The sequence below is a fragment of the Salmonella sp. NW177 genome (assembly GCF_051811585.1).
GTDB classification, from domain to species: domain Bacteria; phylum Pseudomonadota; class Gammaproteobacteria; order Enterobacterales; family Enterobacteriaceae; genus Salmonella; species Salmonella enterica.
In genome coordinates, this window is the sequence record NZ_JAMMZV010000001.1 from 880,519 (window position 1) to 904,712 (window position 24,194).

Here is a 24,194-nt window from a genome sequence, read left to right on the forward strand (position 1 = left end):
TCAGGCTTTCTCGCCGGATGGCGGCATACCTGCCTTATCAGGCCTACACGATCGTTCAACGGCAGGCCTGATAAGCCACCATCCGGCACTTTCTCGCGGGATGCCAGTTCCGTCAAATATCGCGATGAATCTCACTTTTCGCTTTTTTGGCGATAAATCTTATCCAGGCCGTTGCATGCGGTCCCTTCTCTCCGTAAAATCCCGCGCCTTAGTGGCTTTCACCATTTTTATGCGTTTTGCCATAATAATTATTCTTCCAATTTCATTTTTATAGCTGGATACCAATGGAAAAAAAACTGGGACTGAGCGCGCTGACCGCGCTGGTTTTAAGCTCAATGCTTGGCGCAGGTGTTTTCAGTCTGCCCCAGAATATGGCCGCCGTTGCCAGTCCGGCTGCGTTGTTAATTGGCTGGGCCATTACCGGCGTGGGGATACTCTTACTGGCATTCGCCATGTTAATCCTTACACGCATTCGCTCCGAGCTTGACGGCGGTATCTTTACTTACGCCCGCGAAGGCTTCGGCGAACTGATTGGCTTTTGTTCTGCCTGGGGCTATTGGCTGTGCGCGGTCATCGCCAACGTATCCTATTTGGTTATCGTCTTTTCAGCGCTAAGTTTCTTTACCGATACGCCTGCGCTGCGTCTGTTTGGCGACGGTAATACCTGGCAGGCTATTGTCGGCGCTTCAGTCCTGCTCTGGATTGTCCATTTCCTCATCCTGCGCGGCGTACAAACGGCAGCCAGCATCAATCTGGTCGCGACTCTGGCGAAACTGTTGCCGCTCGGCGCGTTTATTGTGCTGGCTATCATGATGTTCAAACTGGATACCTTCACACTGGACTTCACCGGTGTTGAACTCGGTATTCCCGTATGGGAACAGGTCAAGAACACCATGCTTATTACGCTGTGGGTGTTTATTGGCGTTGAAGGCGCCGTCGTCGTCTCGGCCCGAGCGAAAAATAAACGCGATGTAGGCCGCGCCACGCTACTGGCGGTACTCGCAGCGCTGGGAATATATCTCCTGGTCACGCTGCTTTCTCTTGGCGTTCTTGCGCGTCCGGAACTGGCGGAGATGCGCAACCCGTCGATGGCCGGTCTGATGGTGAAAATGATGGGGCCGTGGGGAGAAATTATTATTGCAGCGGGACTGATTGTGTCTGTCTGCGGGGCTTATCTAAGCTGGACTATCATGGCGGCGGAGGTGCCGTTTCTGGCGGCAGCCTATAAATCCTTCCCGGGCATCTTCGCGCGACAAAATGCGCAAGGCGCGCCTTCTGCATCGTTATGGCTCACCAATATCTGTGTGCAAATCTGTCTGGTGCTGATCTGGCTGACCGGTTCGGACTACAACACGCTATTGACGATTGCGTCAGAAATGATTCTGGTGCCCTACTTTCTGGTCGGCGCATTTCTGCTGAAGATTGCAACACGTCCCCTCCATCGGGCGGTCGGTATCGGAGCCTGTATTTATGGCTTATGGTTATTATATGCGTCGGGTCCCATGCACCTGCTGCTGTCCGTCGTGCTGTACGCGCCTGGATTACTGGTTTTCCTGTATGCGCGTCGGACGCACAAGCATGACAACGTGTTAAATCGTCAGGAAGTCGTGCTGATTGGTTTATTGCTGGTCGCGGCGGTTCCGGCTACGTGGATGCTGGTGGGTTAACAACCTCCCCATCGTAATATCCGTCTGCATTACGATGGGGAAACCACGGTCTTTGCCAATATTAATGCCATTTAATCCAGCAAAAAATCAGCAGCCACGCGCTTAGCCCCCAGCAGACCACCGCACCGCCAAGCGCGACGGGCAGGCGCATCACGCCGCTGAAATACCATAGCGTTGCAAGATAAATGAAATAAGGAATGATCGACCACATGCTAAAGACGATGGTGGTACGCATCGCGTCGATGCCCCGCTCGCTGGCCACGATATAGTGCGCGATAAGCGCAAACGTTGGAAACAGAGGAATTAATCCGGCGATATAATAATTTTTCGTTTTTGACAGCAGACCAATCAATACGACGACCAGCGCCCCCAGGGCAGCTTTAATCACGAGTCCCATTACCTTGCCTTAACATGCTAATAACAACAGCGTGTAGCATAACGGAACCGCTCTCGTTTAGAAAAGATTTATGGAAGGGAAAACAGAGGCGGTGTATGTTGGCGTTTTCTATTCTCCATTTATAATATGAACCGCATTGTATTTGTTGAAGACGACGCTGAAGTGGGTTCTCTCATTGCCGCTTATCTGGCGAAACATGATATTGATGTCATTGTTGAGCCGCGTGGTGACCGGGCGGAGGATCTTATCCTCACCACTCAGCCCGATCTGGTTTTACTGGATATTATGCTTCCAGGTAAAGATGGCATGACGATATGCCGCGATCTGCGCCACCGCTGGCAAGGCCCGATTGTCCTGCTCACCTCGCTGGACAGTGATATGAATCATATTCTGGCGCTGGAGATGGGCGCTTGCGACTACATCCTCAAAACCACGCCTCCGGCCGTTTTGCTGGCGCGTCTGCGCTTACACCTGCGGCAAAGCGAACAAACGCAACAGGCAAAAAGTCTTCAGGAGAGCGCGCTTACGCCGCATAAAGCGCTGCGTTTTGGCGCGTTAACCATCGATCCCCTTAACCGGGCGGTCCAGCTCAATGGCGATTTCATATCGCTCTCCACCGCCGATTTTGAATTGCTCTGGGAACTGGCGACACACGCCGGACAAATTATGGATCGCGACGCGTTGCTAAAAACGCTGCGCGGCGTCAATTATGATGGTCTGGATCGCAGCGTGGATGTGGCGATTTCCCGCCTGCGTAAGAAACTGCTGGATAGCGCTGCTGAGCCCTATCGTATAAAGACCATTCGCAATAAAGGCTATCTTTTTGCCCCTCATGCCTGGGACGAAACGACGGGATAAGTTAGCCGACAGATTTTACCTGCCTTTATCAAGTCATAGTGGCGATGCTCATCACCGCCACTGTTCAAAAAACAGGCATTGCATACATGGATGCTATTTTTATTAGTCGGAACAGCCCCTTTATTACCGTTTTCTCTGCGTTGTGGTTCATCATTACGTCTTTTTCGCTCAAGAAAATTAAATTAAAAAAACTCGAAGCCAGTTCACAAAATTGATAACAGAATATCTGCCCGCCGCTATATTGCCATCTTTTTTCGCAAATTGTGAAATAAAACAAATCACAACCATGAATATATAATAACAAATATATTCACCATAAATATATGCGTTTCCGATAGTAACTTTTGTATTAATTAATAACATATAAGAAAAGTTAGCATTTGCTGAAATAATATTATTCAGATTAGGATGCCTTTGATTCAACGAATCTGTAGAAGTTCAATCTTTTGCAAATAAGTTAAGTTTTTAAGGATAAAAAAATGAAAAGAAAAGTATTGGCACTTGTCATCCCGGCTCTGCTGGCTGCTGGCGCAGCACACGCCGCTGAAATTTATAACAAAGACGGCAACAAACTGGACCTTTACGGGAAAGTAGACGGCCTGCACTATTTCTCTGATGACTCTTCTAAAGATGGCGATCAGACCTATATGCGTGTCGGCTTTAAAGGCGAAACACAGATTAACGACCAACTGACCGGTTACGGCCAGTGGGAATATAACGTTCAGGCTAACACTACCGAAGGCGAAGGCGCTAATTCCTGGACTCGTCTGGCATTCGCCGGCCTGAAATTCGGCGACTACGGCTCATTCGACTATGGTCGTAACTACGGCGTCCTGTACGACGTGGAAGGCTGGACCGATATGCTGCCTGAGTTCGGCGGCGACTCCTATACTTACGCTGACAACTACATGACCGGTCGTGCTAACGGCGTGGCCACCTACCGTAACACTGATTTCTTCGGTCTGGTAGACGGTCTGAACTTCGCGTTGCAATATCAGGGTAAAAATGAAAGCCAAAGCGCTGACGATGTAAATATCGGTACCAATAACCGTAATAATGGCGACGATATTCGTTACGATAACGGTGATGGCTTCGGTATTTCTACTACCTATGATATTGGCATGGGCTTCAGCGCAGGCGCTGCGTATACCACTTCCGATCGTACTAATGAGCAAGTCAATGCTGGCGGCACGATTGCTGGCGGCGACAAAGCGGATGCATGGACAGCTGGCTTGAAATATGATGCCAACAACATCTATTTAGCGACTATGTATTCTGAAACCCGTAATATGACGCCTTATGGTAAAACGGATGCGGGTTATGCTGGCGGCGTAGCAAACAAAACGCAAAACTTCGAAGTTACAGCCCAATATCAATTTGATTTCGGTCTGCGCCCGGCGGTTTCTTTCCTGATGTCTAAAGGTAAAGATCTGACCTATAACAACGTTAATGGCGATGATAAAGACCTGGTTAAATATGCTGATGTAGGTGCTACCTACTATTTCAACAAAAACTTCTCCACCTATGTTGATTATAAAATCAACCTGCTGGATGATGACGACCAGTTCTATAAAGATGCCGGTATCAGCACTGATGATATCGTCGCGCTGGGTATGGTTTACCAGTTCTAATTATTCATTAATTCTTCTCAAGCCCGCCGTTTCGGCGGGCTTTTCTTTTTTTATCACCACCGTTCTAAAAACAGAACGCACTGTTCCCTGGGCACAGATTGAACAATTCTTGTTCGCTCTCTATGGTTTGCTTATCGCCCGACAAAAGGAACATGCTAATGATCAGTCTCGTCCCGCCTCTGCTTTCCAGAACCGCGCTTCTCTTTCTGCTCACGGCCACAGGCGCAGCCACCGCCGCCCGCCCGGCAGCGGATATTATTTTGCATAACGGTAATATCATCACTCTGAATGATGCCCAGCCGCAGGCCAGCGCGCTGGCGATTTCCGGCTCGCGGATTGTGGCGATTGGCGATGATACGGCGACAGATGAATGGCGCGGCGACCATACCCGTACCATCGATTTACAGGGTAAAACCGTGATACCCGGTCTGACCGATACCCATATCCACGCCATTCGCGGCGGACAAACCTGGACATTCGAAACCTACTGGTACGACAGCCCTTCGCTTAAAGACGCGCTGGATAAATTACGCGCCGACGCTAACCGTCGTCCCCACGATCAATGGGTAGCCGTAGTGGGATCGTGGATACCGGCGCAATTTGCAGAAAACCGGGCGCCGACGGTAGCCGAACTGAGCCACGCCCTTCCCGATCATCCGGCTTATATTCAGTATCTTTACGACTATGCGTTAGTGAATCAGCGCGGTATAGACGTACTTGGCCTTAACAACACCCCTCCTCCTGATTTAGCGGGAATCCGCGTAGAGCGCGACGCAAAAGGTAGCGCCACGGGGAAATTATTTGGTGACATCGCCGCGTTTAACCAGCTTTTTGCCAGCATAAGTAGTAACGCCGATCGCGAGGGCGGTCTGCGACAATTTTTCGCTGATATGAACGCTCGCGGCGTGACCGGCATCATTGACCCCTCTGCCGGGCCTGCCGCCGCTTATGAGCCTTTATTTGCAATGCGAAACCAGGGGGATTTACCGCTGCGCGTGGGGTATCGCATTCCGGTACAGCCAGAAGCGAAAGGTCATGAAGCGCAGTGGTTCAGCAACCTGATGGCCTTTCGCCCGGCGCGTGCCGATGACGGGCAACTGGCTTTTCTGGGTCTGGGGGAAAGCCTGGTGGCCGGAATGAATGACGGCGTGCGGATGGCCCCAGGTTTTTCTTCCTCAGAGCAAGACAAAACCGCGCTTCGCCAGGTCGCGACGCTTGCGGCAAAACGGGGAATACCGCTTGAGATCCACGCCTATACCGATGACAGCGCCGACGCGATATTGACGATTTTTGAGCAGGTAGCGCAGCAGTACGATCTGCGCCCTCTCCGCTGGTCTATTGCGCACCTGAATACCGGTTCGCCACAGACGCTTGAGCGAATGCGTAAGCTGGGTCTGGCATACACTGTGCAAATGGGGCCTTACTTTGAGGGGCTTGCCATCCGTGACGCCAATCCATCCGGCGCGACGGACAATTCGCCGCCGGTTCGACTGGCGCTGGATAAAGGGCTTGTCGTAGCTGGCGGCACCGATTCGACGCGTATTGGCATTGCCGGTGTCTGGCACGCTATCGAATATCATATCACCGGTATAGCGTCAGGCGGTTCCGTGCGTAAACCCGCCAGCGAGCGGCTCACGCGTCTGGAAGCGCTAGCGTTATATACACGTCATGCCGCCTGGCTCGCCTTTGCCGAACAACACCGGGGCCAGCTTAGCGTCGGAAAACAGGCCGATCTGGCGGTACTCAATCAGCCATTTATGACGATGCCCGAAGACAGAATTGATACCATTCGCGCTGTTTTGACGCTTGTCGATGGACGCATTGTTCACGAAAGTCCGGACCTTAACGCCGGACAATGAGGTTGTCAGTTGACGCAAAGCCTGCTTTTATAACCCACCAGCGGCGCTGACGAGAAATCTTTTCCGCCAGCGCCGCGATAGAGTTAATGTGTTGATATCCGGTGGGCGTTGATGAAAAAGCTGTTTGTGCAGTTTTACCTTTTGCTGTTCGTCTGTTTTCTGGTCATGACCTTATTGGTCGGACTGGTGTACAAATTCACCGCCGAACGCGCGGGCAGACAATCGCTCGACGATCTGATGAAAAGTTCGCTCTATCTGATGCGCAGCGAACTGCGGGAAATTCCGCCGCGTGAATGGGGGAAAACGTTAAAAGAGATGGACCTGAACCTCTCTTTCGATTTACGCGTTGAACCGTTAAATCACTATAAGCTTGATGCCGCCACCACGCAGCGACTGCGTGAAGGCGATATTGTCGCGCTTGACGATCAATACACCTTTATTCAGCGTATCCCGCGCAGTCATTACGTCCTGGCGGTTGGCCCGGTTCCCTATCTCTATTTCCTGCATCAAATGCGACTGCTGGATATCGCCTTAATGGCGCTCATTGCCTTTTCTCTCGCCTTTCCTGTGTTTATCTGGATGCGCCCGCACTGGCAAGAAATGCTCAGGCTCGAATCCGCCGCGCAGCGCTTTGGCGAGGGTCATTTGACTGAACGCCTGCACTTCGATAATGGCTCCAGTTTCGAACGTCTGGGCGTCGCGTTCAACCAGATGGCGGATAACATTAATGCTCTGATCGCCAGTAAAAAACAGCTGATTGACGGTATCGCCCATGAGCTTCGCACGCCGCTGGTACGTTTACGCTATCGGCTTGAAATGAGTGAAAATCTGACACCGCCGGAATCACAGGCGCTCAATCGCGATATTGGTCAGCTGGAAGCGCTGATTGAAGAACTGCTCACCTATGCGCGCCTTGACCGACCACAAAATGAACTGATGTTGACCGAACCCGACCTCCCCGCCTGGTTGCTCGCGCATTTGCAGGATGTGCAGAGCGTGACCCCGGAACGTGCCGTAAACCTTCTCACATGTGTAATCGGCGATTATGGCGCGCTTGATATGCGGTTAATGTCGCGAGTGCTGGATAACCTGCTGAATAATGCGTTGCGCTACAGTCGTACCACCGTTCAGGTCAGTCTGTTACTCGACGGCAGTCAGGCAGCGTTGATAGTCGAAGATGATGGCCCCGGCATTGAAGCGGATGCGCGTGAGCGCATATTTGAACCTTTTGTCAGACTCGACCCCAGTAGAGACCGGGCGACAGGCGGCTGCGGGCTTGGACTCGCCATCGTACACTCTATCGCCCTGGCGATGGGCGGTAGCGTCGTCTGTGACGAGAGCGAACTGGGCGGCGCAAAATTTAGCTTTCACTGGCCGGTCTGGCACGCGATGCCCAACGTGACCGCTGCCTGACGTATTTTGCACGCTGGTTGAGCGGCGGGAACTGTGCTATACAGATAGTATGTTGTAACTAAAGTGAGTGATACCATGTCCCGCTACGATCTCGTTGAACGCCTGAATGGCACTTTTCGCCAGATAGAACAACACCTGGCGGCGCTGACGGATAATCTACAGCAGCATTCGCTACTTATCGCCCGTGTCTTTTCACTGCCGCAGGTGACCAAAGAGGCGGAACATGCGCCGCTGGATACTATCGAGGTAACGCAACATCTGGGGAAAGAGGCCGAAACGCTGGCGCTACGTCACTATCGCCATTTGTTTATTCAACAGCAGTCCGAAAACCGCAGCAGTAAAGCCGCCGTCCGCCTGCCTGGCGTCTTATGCTATCAAGTGGATAATGCGACACAGTTAGATCTGGAAAATCAGATACAGCGCATTAACCAGTTGAAAACCACCTTCGAGCAGATGGTTACGGTAGAGTCCGGTCTTCCCTCAGCGGCACGTTTTGAGTGGGTGCATCGGCATCTACCCGGCTTAATTACGCTGAACGCTTACCGCACGCTGACGCTTATCAATAACCCCGCTACCATACGTTTCGGCTGGGCAAATAAACATATTATTAAAAATTTAAGCCGGGATGAGGTTCTGAGCCAGTTGAAAAAAAGCCTCGCGTCGCCGCGCAGCGTCCCGCCGTGGACGCGCGAACAATGGCAATTCAAGCTGGAACGGGAATATCAGGATATCGCTGCCTTACCGCAGCAGGCCCGACTCAAGATTAAGCGTCCGGTTAAAGTACAGCCGATCGCCCGCATCTGGTATAAAGGCCAGCAAAAACAGGTACAACACGCCTGCCCCACGCCGATTATCGCATTAATCAACACGGACAACGGCGCAGGCGTGCCGGATATTGGCGGGCTGGAAAACTATGACGCCGATAATATTCAGCACCGTTTTAAACCACAGGCGCAGCCGCTGCGACTGATTATTCCGCGACTGCACCTGTATGTGGCGGATTAACGTCCCGGCGTCATACTGCCAACCATTAACTCCGGACGTACCCAGGCGTCGAACTCCTCGTCGCTAAGGTATCCTAATGCCACGGCTGAGGCTTTGAGCGTCAGCCCTTCTTTATGCGCCTTCTTCGCAATCTCCGCCGCTTTATCGTAACCGATGTGCGTATTCAGCGCAGTGACCAGCATCAGCGACTCATTCAGCAACTGCGTAATACGCTCGCGGTTTGGCTCGATTCCTGACGCACAGTGTTTATTAAAACTCTCCATGCCATCGGCCAGCAGGCGCACCGTTTGCAGAAAATTATGAATAACCATCGGACGATAGACGTTGAGCTCAAAGTTGCCCGATGCGCCCCCCATATTGATGGCCACATCGTTACCCATTACCTGGCAACATAGCATCGTTACCGCTTCACACTGGGTCGGGTTCACTTTACCAGGCATAATGGAACTGCCTGGCTCATTCTCCGGGATAGCAATCTCGCCAATGCCGCAGCGCGGGCCGGACGCCAGCCAGCGAACATCGTTGGCGATTTTCATCAGCGAGGCCGCCAGTCCTTTTAATGCGCCATGCGCCTGTACCAACGCGTCACAGGTCGCCAGCGCTTCGAATTTATTCGGGGCGGTAACAAACGGCGCCGCGGTAATCGTCGCCAGTTCCTCGGCCACGCGCCGGGCATATTCCGGGTGGGTATTAAGCCCTGTCCCTACTGCGGTTCCGCCGAGCGCCAGTTCCGCGACGTGCGGTAAACTGTGCTCAATGTGTCTGAGGTTATGTTCCAGCATGGCTACCCAACCGGAAATCTCCTGGCCTAAGGTGAGCGGCGTCGCGTCCTGCAGGTGAGTACGGCCAATTTTGACAATATCGGCGAAAGCGTGGGATTTATCGCGAAGCGTATCCGTTAATGCGGATAATTGCGGGATGAGGTGTTCGCGTAACGCCAGTAACGCCGCCACGTGCATGGCGGTTGGGAACACATCGTTTGAGCTTTGACTCTTATTGACGTCATCATTGGGATGCACCTTGCGTTCCATACCGCGAACGCCGCCCAAAATTTCACTGGCGCGGTTCGCTAACACCTCATTCATATTCATGTTGCTTTGCGTACCGGACCCGGTCTGCCAAATCGCCAGCGGAAACTCATCAGCATGTTTTCCCGCCAGCACTTCATCAGCCGCCTGGATAATCGCGCTGGCTTTTTCCGCCGCCAACAACCCTAAGTCCTGGTTGACCTTCGCAGCGGCGCGCTTGGTCAACGCCAGAGCGTGAATGAGCGAGACGGGCATTTTCTCCGTGGAAATCCGAAAATGCTCCAGCGAACGTTGAGTCTGCGCCCCCCACAGTTTATCTGCCGGGACTTCAATCGCGCCCATTGAATCTTTCTCGCGGCGTACCGTTACCATTACCTGCTCCTTACTCAAGTTGATGAGATCATGTGTCGACATTGCTCACATGTTTGCGGTCTTATGAGTATTAACGATAACAACACAACGGTGTAGACCGGATAAGGCGCTTGCGCCGTTCTCCGGCAAAATAGCGAATCATGTTACCGCCCCGCAGGGCGGCGACATTACTTAACGCAGCGTGCGCACTGCGATGACTGAATCTGCTGGAAGAAATCGTTGCCTTTATCATCCACCAGAATAAAGGCCGGAAAATCCTCCACTTCAATTTTCCAGATAGCCTCCATACCCAGTTCAGGATATTCCACGCACTCCAGGCGCTTGATACTGCCCTGCGCCAGAACGGCTGCCGGGCCGCCGATACTGCCCAGGTAGAAGCCGCCATGTTTCTTACAGGCATCGGTCACCTGCTGGCTGCGGTTGCCTTTCGCCAACATGATCATACTGCCGCCCTGCGACTGGAGCTGATCAACATAAGAGTCCATCCGTCCTGCGGTAGTCGGCCCAAGCGACCCGGAGGCGTACCCTTCCGGCGTTTTTGCCGGCCCCGCATAATAGATAGGATGATCTTTGATGTACTGCGGCAAACCTTCGCCGCTGTCCATCCGTTCTTTCAGTTTAGCGTGCGCGATGTCGCGGCCCACAATAATTGTGCCGTTCAGCGACAGGCGCGTTGATACCGGATACTGCGACAGTTGTTGCAGTATCTCGCTCATGGGACGGTTAAGATCAACGCGCACCGCCTCGCCCTCTCCCGCCTGGCGCAGCGCCTCTGGAATATATTTACCGGGATTGCGCTCCAGCTTCTCGATCCAGATCCCTTCCCGGTTGATCTTCGCTTTAATGTTTCGATCCGCGGAGCAGGACACGCCCATACCTACCGGACACGATGCCCCGTGGCGCGGCAATCGGATGACACGAATATCGTGAGCGAAATATTTGCCGCCGAACTGCGCGCCCAAGCCAAGATTTTGCGCCTCAAGCAACAATTCTTTTTCCAGCTCAATATCGCGGAAGGCCTGCCCGTGTTCATTGCCTTCGGTTGGTAGCGCATCATAGTATTTTGCCGAGGCCAGCTTAACGGTCTTCAGGTTCGCTTCCGCCGAGGTGCCGCCAATGACAAACGCAATGTGATACGGCGGACAGGCGGCGGTGCCCAGCGTACGCATTTTATCAACGAGATAATTTTTGAGCTTACCCGGCGTCAGAAGCGCTTTTGTCTCCTGATAGAGGTAGGTTTTATTCGCCGATCCGCCGCCTTTAGCGATACAGAGGAATTTATATTCATCGCCATCGACGCTGTAGAGATCGATCTGCGCTGGCAGGTTAGTACCGGTATTGACCTCTTTGTACATATCCAGCGCCGCGTTTTGCGAATAGCGCAGGTTATCTTCGATATAGGTGTTATATACGCCGCGAGCCAGCGCCGCTTCATCACCTCCGCCAGTCCAGACGCGTTGGCCTTTTTTGCCGACAATAATGGCCGTACCGGTATCCTGGCAGGTGGGCAACACGCCCTTGGCCGCAATATCGGAGTTTCGCAGGAATTGCAGCGCGACATATTTGTCGTTTTCACTGGCCTGCGGATCGCGCAGAATATCCGCCACCTGCTGCTGATGCGCGGGACGTAACATAAAAGACGCATCGTGGAAGGCCTGACGCGCCAACAGCGTTAGCGCTTCCGGCGCGACTTTCAGGATCTCTTGTCCTTCAAATTCGGCGACGGAAACATGTTCGCTGGTCAACAAGTAGTACTCGGTATCGTCCTTTTTGAGGGGAAAAGGGTCTTGATAAAAGAAGGGTTTGTTTGACATTGTGCTCTCACTTACCGCTCGGTATGGTTATTCTCTGGGCAGGTGTTCCATTGCCCGACTCAAAGCGAGTAACACTATCCTACACAATTTTTTAACAAAAACTGAGACAAGTACGACTTTTTACGCCCGGAGGTTACTTCATGCGGGTTTCTTGGTTTAATACCTCCCATTGATCTCCACATTGAAACAGGGCTTGATAATGCAAAAACTCATTAACTCAGTGCAAAACTATGCCTGGGGAAGTAAAACTGCGTTAACAGAACTTTATGGCATCGCCAATCCGCAGCAGCAGCCAATGGCTGAACTCTGGATGGGCGCGCATCCCAAAAGCAGCTCGCGAATCACCACCGCCAACGGCGAAACCGTCTCCCTGCGTGACGCCATCGAAAAGAATAAAACCGCCATGCTGGGCGAAGCGGTAGCCAACCGTTTCGGCGAACTGCCGTTTCTGTTTAAAGTACTGTGCGCCGCGCAGCCGCTCTCTATTCAGGTGCACCCGAATAAACGCAACTCCGAAATCGGTTTCGCGAAAGAAAATGCGGCGGGTATCCCCATGGATGCCGCAGAGCGGAACTATAAAGATCCGAATCATAAACCAGAGCTGGTTTTTGCCCTGACGCCTTTCCTGGCGATGAACGCGTTCCGCGAATTTTCTGACATTGTCTCTTTACTGCAACCTGTCGCCGGCGCGCATTCCGCTATCGCCCACTTTTTGCAGGCGCCGAATGCTGAACGTCTGAGCCAGCTTTTCGCCAGCCTGTTGAATATGCAAGGCGAAGAAAAATCCCGCGCGTTAGCCGTACTCAAAGCGGCGCTTAACAGCCAGCAAGGCGAACCGTGGCAAACGATCCGCGTGATTTCAGAGTATTATCCTGACGACAGCGGGCTTTTCTCTCCTTTGTTGCTGAATGTGGTCAAACTGAATCCCGGCGAGGCGATGTTCCTGTTTGCCGAAACGCCTCATGCTTATCTGCAGGGCGTTGCGCTGGAAGTCATGGCGAACTCCGATAACGTTCTGCGCGCTGGCCTTACGCCAAAATATATCGACATCCCTGAGCTGGTCGCGAACGTGAAGTTCGAACCTAAGCCTGCCAGCGAGTTGCTGACTGCCCCGGTAAAAAGCGGCGCGGAGCTGGACTTCCCAATTCCGGTTGACGATTTTGCTTTTTCACTGCACGACCTGGCGCTTCAGGAGACGAGCATCGGCCAACACAGCGCCGCGATTCTGTTCTGCGTTGAGGGTGAGGCGGTGTTACGTAAAGATGAACAGCGTCTGGTACTGAAGCCGGGTGAATCTGCCTTTATCGGCGCGGATGAGTCTCCGGTTAACGCCAGCGGCACAGGCCGTTTAGCGCGTGTTTATAACAAGCTGTAGCAACGTACTGAATTTTTTAACAACTCTTGCTAAGCTTATAACAGACGTAAAACTCCTCCAGGCGGTTTAATCCGCCTGGTTTCATTTTTATGGACAATTGATATGAAAAAAACACTGGTAGCTGCAGGTGTAGTAATTGCACTTGGCATCGTCTGGACAGGCGGCGCCTGGTATACGGGGAAAAAGCTGGAGAACCATCTTTCAGAAATGGTGACTCAGGCCAATGAACAGCTCAAGCGTACTGCGCCGGAGGCCGGTGTCGAATTAAGTTATCAAAACTACCAGCGTGGCGTGTTCAGTAGCCATCTGCAACTGGTTGTCAAACCGGTTGCCGGCGCAGACACTACCTGGTTGAAACCCGGGCAAAGCATTGTGCTGGACGAGTCCGTTTCACATGGTCCCTTCCCGCTCGCCCAGCTCAAAACGCTCAATCTGCTCCCTTCTATGGCGTCGGTAAAAACCACCCTGGTGAATAACGATGCGGCAAAACCCCTCTTTGATATCGCGAAAGGCGACACGCCCTTTGTTATCAATACCCGCATTGGTTATGGCGGCGATACCCGCTCCGATATCTCTCTCAAGCCGTTAAACTACGAGAATGCCGGTGAAAAGGTCGCCTTTAGCGGCGGCGAGTTCCAGCTTAACGCCGATAAAGACGGTAATGTGGTTTCGCTGTCGGGCGAAGCGCAGAGCGGCCTGGTCGATGCCGTTAACGAATATAATCAGAAGGTCCAACTCACCTTTAATAATTTGAAAACCGACGGTACCAGTAAGCTGGCAAGCTTTGGCGAGCGTGTAGGCGACCAAAAGTTAACGCTGGATAAACTGTCCATCGCCATTGAGGGTAAAGAGATGGCGGTGCTGGAAGGGATGGAAATTGCCGGCAAGTCCGATCTCGTCAACGACGGAAAAACCATTAACAGCCAGTTGGATTACTCGCTTAACAGCCTGAAAGTGCAGAATCAGGATTTGGGCAGCGGTAAATTAACGCTGAAAGTCGGTCAAATCGACGGCGAAGCCTGGCACCAGTTTAGTCAGCAATATCATGCGCAAACGCAGGCGCTGTTGAATCAGCCGGACGTGGCGCAGAATCCTGAGCTTTATCAGCAAAAAGTCACTGAAGCGTTCTTTAGCGCTCTCCCCGTGCTGTTAAAAGGCGATCCGGTACTGACCCTGGCGCCGCTTAGCTGGAAAAACGCCAAAGGGGAAACCACGCTGAATCTGTCGCTGTTCCTCAAAGATCCGGCAACCACAACGGCACAACCGCAAACGCTGGCGCAGGAAGTCGACCGCTCCGTGAAATCGCTGGATGCGAAACTGGCAATTCCAATGGACATGGCGGTCGAGTTTATGACGCAGATAGCAAAGCTGGAAGGCTATCAGCAGGATGATGCGGAAAAACTGGCAAAACAGCAGGTGCAGGGGCTGTCCGCAATGGGTCAGATGTTCCGACTGACAACGCTGAAGGATAATACTATCGCCTCCAGTTTGCAGTACGCCAATGGCCAGATCACGCTCAACGGACAAAAAATGCCGTTGGAAGACTTTGTCGGCCTGTTTGGGATGCCGGCGCTTTCCGTTCCGGACGTTCCGGCGCTGCCTCAACAATAATCGCCTTGCCGGGTGTCGCGACGCTGCACCCGGTCTGCGCCGAACGACGCGCAGCCTCTACTTTTGCGTTACCAGGCGAGCGGCTATCGTTTGACTCCGCACATGGTGCTCGTCGTGAGCAATACGCTGCAATATTCGTTCGGCCAGGGTATAGCCTATTTCTCGCGCCGGCGTACTGGCCCAGATAATCGGCAGGTCGTCGAGGGCGTTCTCCGCCACATCAGCAAACGCCGCCAGCGACACCTGCTGCTCGAAATAACGATCGACACCGCTCTCGCCACTCTGTCGTCCGGCTCTCAGCAGGCCAAACCACGCCCCCATCGCAATGGTTTCGTTGTAACAAACGACAGCGCTAATGGTCGGATTGTATCGCAACAGCGCGGTAATGCTTTCTGCCGCCTATTTCTGACTGGAAGCGCATTCCACGATCCACTCGCTGTGAAACGGTAGACCGTATTTTAACAACGTCGCGCAATAGCCGCCCACGCGCTCCGCGCGGGTTAAAGATGCGCTTTGTCCTCCCAGCCAGGCGATGCGCTGATGGCCCTGACGAATAAGGTACTCCGTCAGGAGTTGCGCCGCCTGCATGTTGTCAGGCCGAACGGTATCCGCATCATCAAGATAGCTGGCGCGTGACGCAAACACGACAGGAATACCTTGTGCGTCGGCCTGCGCTCTTCTTCGCCAGCGGTGCTCTCGCTCACGGCGCATATTGCCGCGTATCAGCACGGCGCGCCGTGGCTGGATGCGTTACGCGCCTCGCTGGCGGCTAATATGCGCTATATTGAGCAGGCGCTGAATGGCGCCTTTCCGACGTTGAACTGGCAAGCGCCGCCATCGACCTATCTGGCATGGATTGATCTCCGTCCACTCGGCATTGACGATCAAAAATTACAGCACACGCTCATTCATCAGGAGAAAGTCGCCATTATGTCCGGCGATACCTATGGCGCAGAAGGCCGGGGATTTGTGCGTCTGAATGCCGGATGCCCTCGCCTGAAACTTGAAAAAGGCGTCAACGGATTGATTAACGCTATCCGCACCGTTCACTGATACTGTCTACAGGCGGGGGGTTGCCCCTTTATCCTGAGAGGCGATAACAGAGACGGCCCCCGTGAGCTGACCGGGGGCGCGTTAAAGAGAATGATACAAAATTTCTCCCGCGCTCTCGCGAAGTTGCAACGTAATGACTCCGTTTTTGCAAAATTTCCAGAGCATTATCGATCTGTAGTATAATGGTGCGCACTTTTATTAAAAATTGAGTGCGCCCATGATTGATATTACGCTTCCTTTGACTGACATCCACCGCCACCTTGATGGCAACATTCGCGCCCAAACAATTCTGGATCTTGGTCGGCAGTTCAACATCGCCCTTCCCGCCCAAACGCTGGAAACGCTGATTCCGCATGTCCAGGTCACCTCAACCGAACCTGATTTAGTAAGCTTTCTCACGAAGCTCGATTGGGGGGTAAAAGTCCTGGCATCGCTTGACGCCTGCCGCCGTGTGGCCTTTGAAAATATTGAAGATGCCGCACGTAACGGCCTGCATTACGTCGAGCTTCGCTTTTCGCCCGGCTATATGGCGATGGCGCATCAGTTACCGATCGCAGGCGTGGTTGAAGCCGTTATCGACGGTGTACGCGACGGCTGTAACACGTTTGGCGTCGAGGCACGACTCATTGGCATTATGAGCCGTACCTTCGGCGAGGCGGCATGTTTACAGGAGCTTGATGCGCTGCTGGCGCACAGAGAGAAAATCACCGCGCTGGATTTAGCCGGTGATGAGCTGGGCTTTCCCGGCAGTCTGTTTTTGTCGCACTTTAATCGGGCGCGCGATGCGGGCTGGCATATTACCGTTCACGCTGGCGAAGCCGCAGGGCCGGAAAGTATCTGGCAGGCGATTCGCGAACTGGGGGCCGAACGTATCGGACATGGCGTAAAAGCTGTCGAAGATCGCGCGTTAATGGATTTTCTTGCACAGCAGCGTATCGGTATTGAATCCTGTCTGACCTCGAATATTCAGACCAGTACCGTCGCATCGCTGGCAGATCATCCGCTCAAAACCTTCCTTGAGCATGGCGTTCTCGCCAGTCTTAATACGGACGATCCGGCTGTTCAGGGCGTAGATATTATCCATGAATATCATGTCGCCGCGCCAGCGGCAGGATTGAGCCGCGAGCAGATTCGCCAGGCGCAGATTAACGGTCTGGAAATCGCCTTTCTGAGCGATAGCGAAAAACGTGCGCTGCGCGAAAAAGTGGCCGCGGCGTAAGATTGCTTTATTGATGCTAACGCCCTCTCTCCGCCTGCGGTTTAATGCTATCCCAGGCGGAGAAATGCGACATCTCAGGCAAGACACAGCGTCGCGCGATGTTTTGCCGATTCCATGCCCAGTTCAATCAACTCCATAATTTGAATCGCCTGACTTGCCGGCACGGGATTTTCACCGTTACCGTTTAACGCATCGCGGATGGCGGCATAATATGCCGGATAGTTACCCGGCAACGTAAGCCAGTTTTCTTCTTTGCGCGTCTCTCCCTCAACCAGGGTCAATACGCCGTCACGCATGTCGTATCCCCAGTCTTCCTGCGGTAAACGCTCGCCGTTTTTTAACCGTTCTTCCTGGGGATCGAGGCCATATTTTACATAGCTACCGCGCGAACCATGAACGATGTATCGCGCGGATTCCGCCGCGGCCAGCATCGTACCGTGCAAAATCACGCGGCGCTGGGGGTAGGATAAAATCGCGTGGAAATAATCTGTAGACTGCGCGCCCGGACGCAGTTGCGCTAAATCCACCGTCATGCTGACCGGCAGGCCAAAAAGTTGAATGGCCTGATCCAACAAGTGCGGCGCCAGATCGTACCAGATACCACTTCCTGGCCCGCCTTGCTCGCGCCAGCGGTCGCGCACCTGGGGACGGAAACGATCAAAGTGGGATTCAAACAAGGACACCTCGCCGAGCACGCCATCCGCCAGCAAGGCCTTCAGCGTCAAAAAATCGCTGTCCCAGCGTCGGTTGTGGAAGACGGAAAGTACCCGGCCAGTGCTCCGCGCAAGCGCATCCAACTCTCGCGCCTGTGACAGTGTCACGGTAAAGGGTTTATCAACCACCACATGCTTACCGGCTTCCAGCGCAGCTTTCGCCAGCGGGAAATGGGTATCGTTGGGCGTCGGGATCACGATCAGGTCGATATGCGGATCGTTAAATAAATGTCGGGGCTCAGAGACCACGGAAACCGCCGGCCAGTCTGCTTTCACTTTTGTTTCATCGCTGCTGGACACCGCCGCAAGCTCTAGCCCTGGCGTTCCCATAATTAATGGCGCATGAAAGGTTTTACTGGCGTAGCCATAACCGATTAACCCAACGCGGATTTTGTCATTCATCTCACTGCCTCCGGTTTTAGATATCGCTATTCCACACCATCGTGCGATTAGCCGCAATAGCGTCCTGACCATCAACGTAGCATCAAATGATTAACTTGTTACAGAACAGAGGCTGAAAACGTTTCCCTCCCTCTTGCCGACCGTTCGCCAGGAAAGTAACATTTACCCCCTGTGTTTATGGATAAATCAAAGCAAATGTCGTCAATAATGAATCGTCTTATTGAATTAACTGGGTGGATAGTTCTCGTTATCTCAGTCATTCTTTTAGGTATTGCCAACCATATTGACAATTACCAACCACCAGAGCCCACGGCTTCCGTTCAGAAGAAGTAAGCGTCAGATAATGTAAAGGCATTTTCGCGTGGTACGGTAAGCGGCGCCCCGGGGGTGCAATGAAAAGTCAAAAACCGGCAAAAAAAACGAAATATGTCCTATCTGGTCTGACGTTTATTGCCTGTTGTAGGAAAGCGCGTTAACCTTTCGCCCCAGGCGCCATGTGGCGCCTGACTCTTTACCGGTAAGAATATTCCCTTTTTACCTGCACCCCTGACCTCTCACTGGTGCGGTTTTGTTTATTTTTTATCAGTGACTACTCCGTTGGCATTATATTTAATATGGATCAACTTTATATGACTGTTCAGGATTATCTATTAAAATTCCGCAAAATTAGTTCGCTCGAAAGTCTGGAAAAACTGTTCGACCACCTTAACTATACCCTTACTGATGACATGGATATTGTTAATATGTATCGCGCTGCAGATCACCGCCGTGCCGAACTGGTTTCCGGAGGACGCCTGTTTGATGTAGGTCAGGTTCCGCAATCCGTCTGGCGCTATGTGCAATAAAGAAAGTAGCGTTTAACATCAAAAACCTTATAATATTTGCCCCAAAATGAGCGGCATGACCGTTAACGCGCGTAACCCCGGAGAAGATATGACTACAACACCGCCACAACGAATTGGAGGCTGGCTTCTTGGCCCGTTAGCCTGGCTGTTAGTCGCGTTGTTGAGCGCCTCGCTGGCGTTATTACTCTACGTTATGGCGCTTGCCACACCGCAAACGTTCAAGACGCTTAGCGGACAGGAAACCGGTAATTTACTGCTATGGGGCATTTCATTTATTACCGCTATCGCCATGTGGTACTATACCCTGTGGTTGACAATCGCATTCTTCAAACGCAGACGCTGCGTGCCGAAGCATTACATTATCTGGCTGCTGGTGTCGGTGTTACTGGCGGTTAAAGCATTTGCCTTTTCGCCCGTCTCAGATGCCTTTGCCGTGCGTCAGTTACTCTTCCCACTGTTGGCGACGGCGCTCATTGTGCCTTATCTCAAACGTTCAACGCGCGTTAAAACAACGTTTGTTAATCCGTAATAACCCTACAGTTAACCTGTTGTCGCCTGTGGTAGTTTGACAGATAATAGGCGGCTTTTTTATTTCAGGCCGAAACATGACTGATTACCTGCTGCTCTTTGTCGGAACTGTACTGGTCAATAACTTTGTACTGGTCAAATTCCTGGGCCTTTGTCCCTTTATGGGCGTATCCAAAAAACTGGAAACCGCCATGGGGATGGGCCTCGCGACGACCTTTGTCATGACGCTGGCGTCGATATGCGCCTGGCTTATCGACACCTGGATACTTATTCCGCTGGATCTGATTTATCTGCGGACGCTAGCCTTTATCCTCGTCATTGCTGTGGTCGTGCAATTTACCGAAATGGTTGTGCGGAAAACCAGCCCGGCGTTATACCGCTTGTTAGGCATCTTCTTACCACTGATTACCACTAACTGTGCGGTTCTGGGCGTAGCGTTACTGAATATTAATCTCGGTCATCACTTTCTTCAGTCGGCGCTGTACGGATTTTCCGCCGCCGTCGGTTTTTCATTAGTGATGGTTCTGTTTGCCGCCATCCGCGAACGCCTTGCCGTGGCGGATGTGCCCGCCCCTTTTCGTGGTAACGCGATAGCATTGATTACCGCAGGATTAATGTCTTTGGCCTTTATGGGCTTTAGTGGTTTGGTGAAGTTGTAATGAATACTATCTGGATTGCCGTTGGCGCCCTGACCCTTCTGGGCCTGGTGTTCGGCGCCATTCTGGGTTATGCCTCCCGCCGATTCGCGGTTGAAGATGATCCGGTTGTTGAAAAAATCGATGCGATTTTGCCGCAGAGTCAGTGTGGTCAGTGCGGCTATCCCGGCTGTCGCCCCTACGCCGAAGCCGTGGGTCTTCAGGGCGAGAAAATCAATCGTTGCGCGCCCGGCGGCGAAACCGTCATGCTGAAAATGGCAGAGTTGCTAAACGTAGAGCCGCAACCATGCGATGGTGAAGAACAGCAGGCTGCGCCAGTACGTATGCTGGCAGTTATTGATGAAAATAACTGCATTGGCTGCACAAAATGCATTCAGGCCTGCCCGGTTGACGCCATCGTTGGCGCAACGCGCGCCATGCACACGGTCATGAGCGATCTCTGTACTGGCTGTAATCTGTGCGTCGATCCGTGTCCGACGCACTGCATCAAATTACGTCCGGTGAATGAGACGCCCGACAGTTGGAAATGGGATTTGAACACCATTCCCGTTCGCATCATTCCCGTGGAACAACATGCTTAAACTATTTTCCGCTTTCAGAAAAGATAAAATCTGGGATTTCGACGGTGGTATTCATCCGCCCGAAATGAAGTCCCAGTCAAACGGCACGCCGCTGCGCCAGGTGCCTTTGGCGCCGCGCTTTGTTATCCCTTTAAAACAGCACATTGGCGCTGAGGGCGAGCTGTGCGTTAGCGTCGGCGATCGCGTGCTACGCGGCCAGGCGCTTACCCGTGGACGTGGGAGAATGCTGCCGGTACACGCGCCCACCTCCGGGACGGTTATCGCTATTGCCCCCCACTCGACGGCACATCCTTCGGCGCTGGCGGAGTTAAGCGTCATCATTGATGCCGACGGCGAGGACCGCTGGATTGAGCGTGATGGCTGGTCTGATTACCGCGCCCACAGCCGTGAAGCGCTCATTGAACGCATTCATCAGTATGGCGTTGCCGGGCTTGGCGGCGCAGGGTTTCCCACCGGCGTTAAATTGCAGGGTGGCGGCGATAAAATCACCACGCTTATTATCAATGCCGCAGAGTGCGAACCTTACATTACGGCGGACGATCGTTTGATGCAGGACTGCGCCGCGCAGATTGTGGAAGGTATTCGCATCCTGGCGCATATTCTGCAACCGCGTGAGGTATTAATCGGCATTGAAGATAACAAACCGCAGGCTATTTCCATGCTGCGCGCCGTACTGGCTGACGCTCACGACATTTCGTTACGTGTTATCCCAACCAAATACCCTTCCGGCGGCGCAAAACAGCTCACCCAAATACTGACGGGAAAACAGGTTCCCCACGGCGGGCGCTCCTCTGATATTGGCGTGCTGATGCAAAACGTCGGTACGGCGTATGCCGTTAAACGCGCCGTGATTGACGGCGAACCGATCACAGAACGCGTCGTCACCTTAACGGGTGAAGCGGTAAGCCGTCCGGGTAACGTCTGGGCGCGGCTCGGCACTCCCGTTCGTCATTTGCTTAACGATGCCGGGTTCTGCCCTTCCGCTGACCAGATGGTCATCATGGGCGGCCCGTTGATGGGATTCACCCTTCCCTGGCTTGACGTACCGGTCGTAAAAATCACTAACTGCCTGCTGGCGCCATCCGTGACTGAAATGGGAGCGCCTCAGGAAGAGAAAAGCTGTATTCGTTGCAGCGCTTGCGCTGACGCCTGCCCTGCCGACCTTTTACCGCAGCAGCTTTATTGGTTCAGCAAAGGGCAGCAGCATGACAAGGCTACCGCTCACCATATTGCTGATTGTATAGAATGCGGCGCCTGCGCCTGGGTCTGCCCGAGTAATATTCCGCTCGTCCAATATTTCCGTCAGGAAAAAGCGGAGATTAATGCGATCAGGCTTGAAGAAAAACGCGCCGCTGAAGCAAAAGCGCGTTTTGAGGCTCGTCAGGCAAGACTGGAGCGCGAAAAAGTCGCCCGCCTTGCACGTCATAAGAGCGCGGCGGTACAACCAGCGGCAAAAGATCAGGACGCCATTGCCGCTGCGCTGGCGCGGGTAAAAGAGAAACAGGCGCAGGCCACGCAACCGGTGGTTATTCAGGCGGGTAGTCTGCCAGACAATAGCGCCGTCATCGCGGCCCGTGAAGCGCGTAAAGCGCAAGCGCGCGCTAAACAAGCCGCTCATCCGGTGGCTGACAGCGCGATACCCGGCGACGACCCGCGTAAAGCCGCAGTGGAGGCGGCTATCGCTCGCGCCAAAGCCCGCAAACAGGAGCAGCAGGCCGGAAGCGAACCTGCCGAACCGGTCGATCCGCGCAAAGCCGCGGTGGAGGCGGCCATCGCCCGCGCCAAAGCCCGCAAACAGGAGCAGCAGGCCGGAAGCGAACCTGCCGAAGCGGTCGACCCGCGCAAAGCCGCGGTGGAAGCGGCTATCGCCCGCGCCAAAGCCCGCAAGCAGGAGCAGCAGGCCGGAGGCGAACCTGCCGAAGCGGTCGACCCGCGTAAAGCCGCGGTGGAAGCGGCCATCGCCCGCGCCAAAGCCCGTAAGCAGGAGCAGCAGGCCGGAAGCGAACCTGCCGAACCGGCCGACCCGCGTAAAGCCGCGGTTGCTGCGGCTATCGCCCGCGTTCAGGCAAAAAAAGCAGCACAGCAGCAGGTTGTTAACGAGGATTAAATGGTATTCAGAATCGCAAGCTCGCCTTATACCCATAACCAGCGTCAGACATCGCGAATCATGTTGCTGGTAGTAATCGCCGCTCTGCCGGGGATTGCCGCGCAGACGTGGTTTTTTGGTTGGGGAACGCTTTTCCAGATCGTTCTGGCTGCTATCACGGCGCTCGTCGCGGAAGCCATTGTCCTCAGGCTGCGCAGACAATCGGTCGCCAGTCACCTGCAGGATTATTCCGCGTTATTGACGGGGCTTTTGCTGGCGGTCAGCATCCCTCCGCTCGCGCCCTGGTGGATGGTCGTGCTGGGAACCGGATTCGCCATTATTATCGCTAAACAGTTATATGGCGGGCTGGGACAAAACCCCTTTAATCCGGCCATGATCGGTTACGTGGTGCTATTAATTTCCTTTCCGGTGCAAATGACAAGCTGGTTGCCGCCTTATGAAATAGCCGCAACAACGCCCGATATGCTGGACACGTTGCGGATGATTTTTACCGGGCATACCGCCAGCGGCGGCGATATGACGCTGCTACGTATCGGTATTGACGGTATCAGCCAGGCGACGCCGCTGGATACGTTTAAAACGTCCTTGCGCGCCGGGCACTCCGTTGAGCAAATCATGCAGTACCCGATATACAGCGGCGCGCTGGCTGGCGTGGGCTGGCAGTGGGTTAACCTCGCCTGGCTTGTCGGCGGCGTATTCCTGCTGTGGCAAAAAGCCATCCGCTGGCATATCCCGGTCAGTTTTCTGCTCACGCTGGCGCTATGCGCCGCGTTAGGTTGGCTTTTGTCGCCCGCTACGCTGGCCTCGCCGCAGCTTCATCTGCTGTCAGGCGCCACCATGCTGGGCGCATTTTTTATCTTAACGGATCCGGTTACCGCCTCCACGACCAACCGTGGACGTTTAATTTTCGGCGCGCTGGCTGGGGTATTAGTGTGGCTGATTCGTAGCTTCGGCGGCTACCCGGACGGCGTTGCTTTTGCTGTCCTGTTGGCGAATATCACGGTTCCTCTGATCGACTACTACACGCGCCCCCGCGTCTATGGACATCGCAAAGGATAAA

At 53.4% G+C, this 24,194-nt stretch carries 20 protein-coding genes and 2 pseudogenes; 17 read left to right on the forward strand and 5 right to left on the reverse strand.

Annotated elements, in window-relative coordinates:
- Positions 1-284: 284 nt before the first annotated feature.
- The gene (locus NA986_RS04530; protein ID WP_000412353.1) at positions 285-1,667 is read left to right on the forward strand and encodes an amino acid permease; all 1,383 of its coding nucleotides are present in this window, start codon (positions 285-287) and stop codon (positions 1,665-1,667) included.
- Positions 1,668-1,728: 61 nt separating this feature from the next.
- Here NA986_RS04530 and NA986_RS04535 read toward each other — a convergent pair whose 3' ends face one another.
- The gene (locus NA986_RS04535) at positions 1,729-2,064 is read right to left on the reverse strand and encodes a GlpM family protein (RefSeq protein ID WP_000524877.1); all 336 of its coding nucleotides are present in this window, start codon (positions 2,062-2,064) and stop codon (positions 1,729-1,731) included.
- A 126-nt stretch (positions 2,065-2,190) separates the two neighbouring features.
- On the opposite strand from NA986_RS04535, the gene rstA reads away from it, so the two are divergent.
- The 5 genes from rstA (at position 2,191) to tus (ending at position 8,830) form a co-directional block, all read left to right on the forward strand.
- The gene (gene rstA / locus NA986_RS04540; RefSeq protein ID WP_001080048.1) at positions 2,191-2,922 is read left to right on the forward strand and encodes a two-component system response regulator RstA; all 732 of its coding nucleotides are present in this window, start codon (positions 2,191-2,193) and stop codon (positions 2,920-2,922) included.
- A gap of 479 nt (positions 2,923-3,401) precedes the next feature.
- Entirely contained in the window at positions 3,402-4,553 is a 1,152-nt protein-coding gene (gene ompS2 / locus NA986_RS04545; RefSeq protein WP_000824320.1) for a porin OmpS2, read from the forward strand.
- A gap of 152 nt (positions 4,554-4,705) precedes the next feature.
- A complete protein-coding gene (locus tag NA986_RS04550) occupies positions 4,706-6,412 on the forward strand; it encodes an amidohydrolase (RefSeq protein ID WP_077957201.1) in 1,707 nt (568 codons plus the stop codon).
- A 111-nt stretch (positions 6,413-6,523) separates the two neighbouring features.
- Positions 6,524-7,825 carry a two-component system sensor histidine kinase RstB gene (rstB, locus tag NA986_RS04555; RefSeq protein ID WP_023217024.1) on the forward strand — a complete coding sequence of 434 codons (1,302 nt, stop codon included), beginning with the start codon at positions 6,524-6,526 and terminating at the stop codon, positions 7,823-7,825.
- A gap of 75 nt (positions 7,826-7,900) precedes the next feature.
- Positions 7,901-8,830 (forward strand): DNA replication terminus site-binding protein, encoded by a 930-nt coding sequence (tus, locus tag NA986_RS04560; protein ID WP_000092495.1) that lies wholly within the window; start codon positions 7,901-7,903, stop codon positions 8,828-8,830.
- On the opposite strand, the gene fumC is transcribed toward tus, so the two are convergent.
- Entirely contained in the window at positions 8,827-10,230 is a 1,404-nt protein-coding gene (gene fumC / locus NA986_RS04565; RefSeq protein WP_000259121.1) for a class II fumarate hydratase, read from the reverse strand. The two genes, tus and fumC, sit on opposite strands and share 4 nt — an antisense overlap.
- Before the next feature lie 167 nt (positions 10,231-10,397).
- Positions 10,398-12,044, reverse strand: coding sequence for a class I fumarate hydratase (gene fumB, locus NA986_RS04570; protein WP_000066611.1), 1,647 nt, complete (start codon positions 12,042-12,044; stop codon positions 10,398-10,400).
- A gap of 199 nt (positions 12,045-12,243) precedes the next feature.
- Between fumB and manA the strand changes: the two genes are divergently transcribed.
- Both manA and NA986_RS04580 read left to right on the forward strand, forming a co-directional pair.
- Positions 12,244-13,419 (forward strand): mannose-6-phosphate isomerase, encoded by a 1,176-nt coding sequence (gene manA / locus NA986_RS04575; RefSeq protein WP_001170625.1) that lies wholly within the window; start codon positions 12,244-12,246, stop codon positions 13,417-13,419.
- A 102-nt stretch (positions 13,420-13,521) separates the two neighbouring features.
- Positions 13,522-15,030 carry a YdgA family protein gene (locus NA986_RS04580; RefSeq protein WP_070793844.1) on the forward strand — a complete coding sequence of 503 codons (1,509 nt, stop codon included), beginning with the start codon at positions 13,522-13,524 and terminating at the stop codon, positions 15,028-15,030.
- A 57-nt stretch (positions 15,031-15,087) separates the two neighbouring features.
- Here the strand turns inward: NA986_RS04580 and malI are convergent.
- A pseudogene (malI, locus tag NA986_RS04585) lies at positions 15,088-15,690 on the reverse strand (Mal regulon transcriptional regulator MalI); the annotation flags it as partial.
- Between the two features lie 18 nt (positions 15,691-15,708).
- Here malI and NA986_RS04590 point away from each other — a divergent pair.
- A pseudogene (locus tag NA986_RS04590) lies at positions 15,709-16,083 on the forward strand (aminotransferase class I/II-fold pyridoxal phosphate-dependent enzyme); the annotation flags it as partial.
- A 217-nt stretch (positions 16,084-16,300) separates the two neighbouring features.
- Positions 16,301-17,302, forward strand: a complete 1,002-nt coding sequence (add, locus tag NA986_RS04595; protein WP_000565566.1) for an adenosine deaminase — start codon at positions 16,301-16,303, stop codon at positions 17,300-17,302.
- A 74-nt stretch (positions 17,303-17,376) separates the two neighbouring features.
- On the opposite strand, the gene NA986_RS04600 is transcribed toward add, so the two are convergent.
- A complete protein-coding gene (locus NA986_RS04600; protein ID WP_000998242.1) occupies positions 17,377-18,417 on the reverse strand; it encodes an oxidoreductase in 1,041 nt (346 codons plus the stop codon).
- A 207-nt stretch (positions 18,418-18,624) separates the two neighbouring features.
- Between NA986_RS04600 and blr the strand changes: the two genes are divergently transcribed.
- The 7 genes from blr to rsxD all read left to right on the forward strand — a co-directional run bounded on the left by blr (position 18,625) and on the right by rsxD (position 24,193).
- A complete protein-coding gene (blr, locus tag NA986_RS04605; RefSeq protein WP_001708800.1) occupies positions 18,625-18,750 on the forward strand; it encodes a division septum protein Blr in 126 nt (41 codons plus the stop codon).
- 296 nt (positions 18,751-19,046) lie between these two features.
- A complete protein-coding gene (gene ydgT, locus NA986_RS04610) occupies positions 19,047-19,262 on the forward strand; it encodes a transcription modulator YdgT (RefSeq protein WP_000217946.1) in 216 nt (71 codons plus the stop codon).
- Positions 19,263-19,350: 88 nt separating this feature from the next.
- Entirely contained in the window at positions 19,351-19,791 is a 441-nt protein-coding gene (locus NA986_RS04615; protein ID WP_058114451.1) for a DUF2569 domain-containing protein, read from the forward strand.
- A gap of 76 nt (positions 19,792-19,867) precedes the next feature.
- Entirely contained in the window at positions 19,868-20,449 is a 582-nt protein-coding gene (gene rsxA, locus NA986_RS04620) for an electron transport complex subunit RsxA (RefSeq protein ID WP_000133179.1), read from the forward strand.
- Positions 20,449-21,027: an electron transport complex subunit RsxB gene (gene rsxB, locus NA986_RS04625; RefSeq protein WP_023216754.1), complete on the forward strand. Its 579-nt coding sequence runs from the start codon at positions 20,449-20,451 to the stop codon at positions 21,025-21,027. Before rsxA ends, rsxB begins: the two co-directional genes overlap by 1 nt.
- Positions 21,020-23,134, forward strand: coding sequence for an electron transport complex subunit RsxC (gene rsxC, locus NA986_RS04630; protein WP_197397683.1), 2,115 nt, complete (start codon positions 21,020-21,022; stop codon positions 23,132-23,134). The genes rsxB and rsxC overlap by 8 nt, the downstream gene beginning before the upstream one ends.
- Positions 23,135-24,193 carry an electron transport complex subunit RsxD gene (rsxD, locus tag NA986_RS04635; protein WP_070793847.1) on the forward strand — a complete coding sequence of 353 codons (1,059 nt, stop codon included), beginning with the start codon at positions 23,135-23,137 and terminating at the stop codon, positions 24,191-24,193. It begins immediately after the preceding gene.
- Position 24,194: the final 1 nt, after the last annotated feature.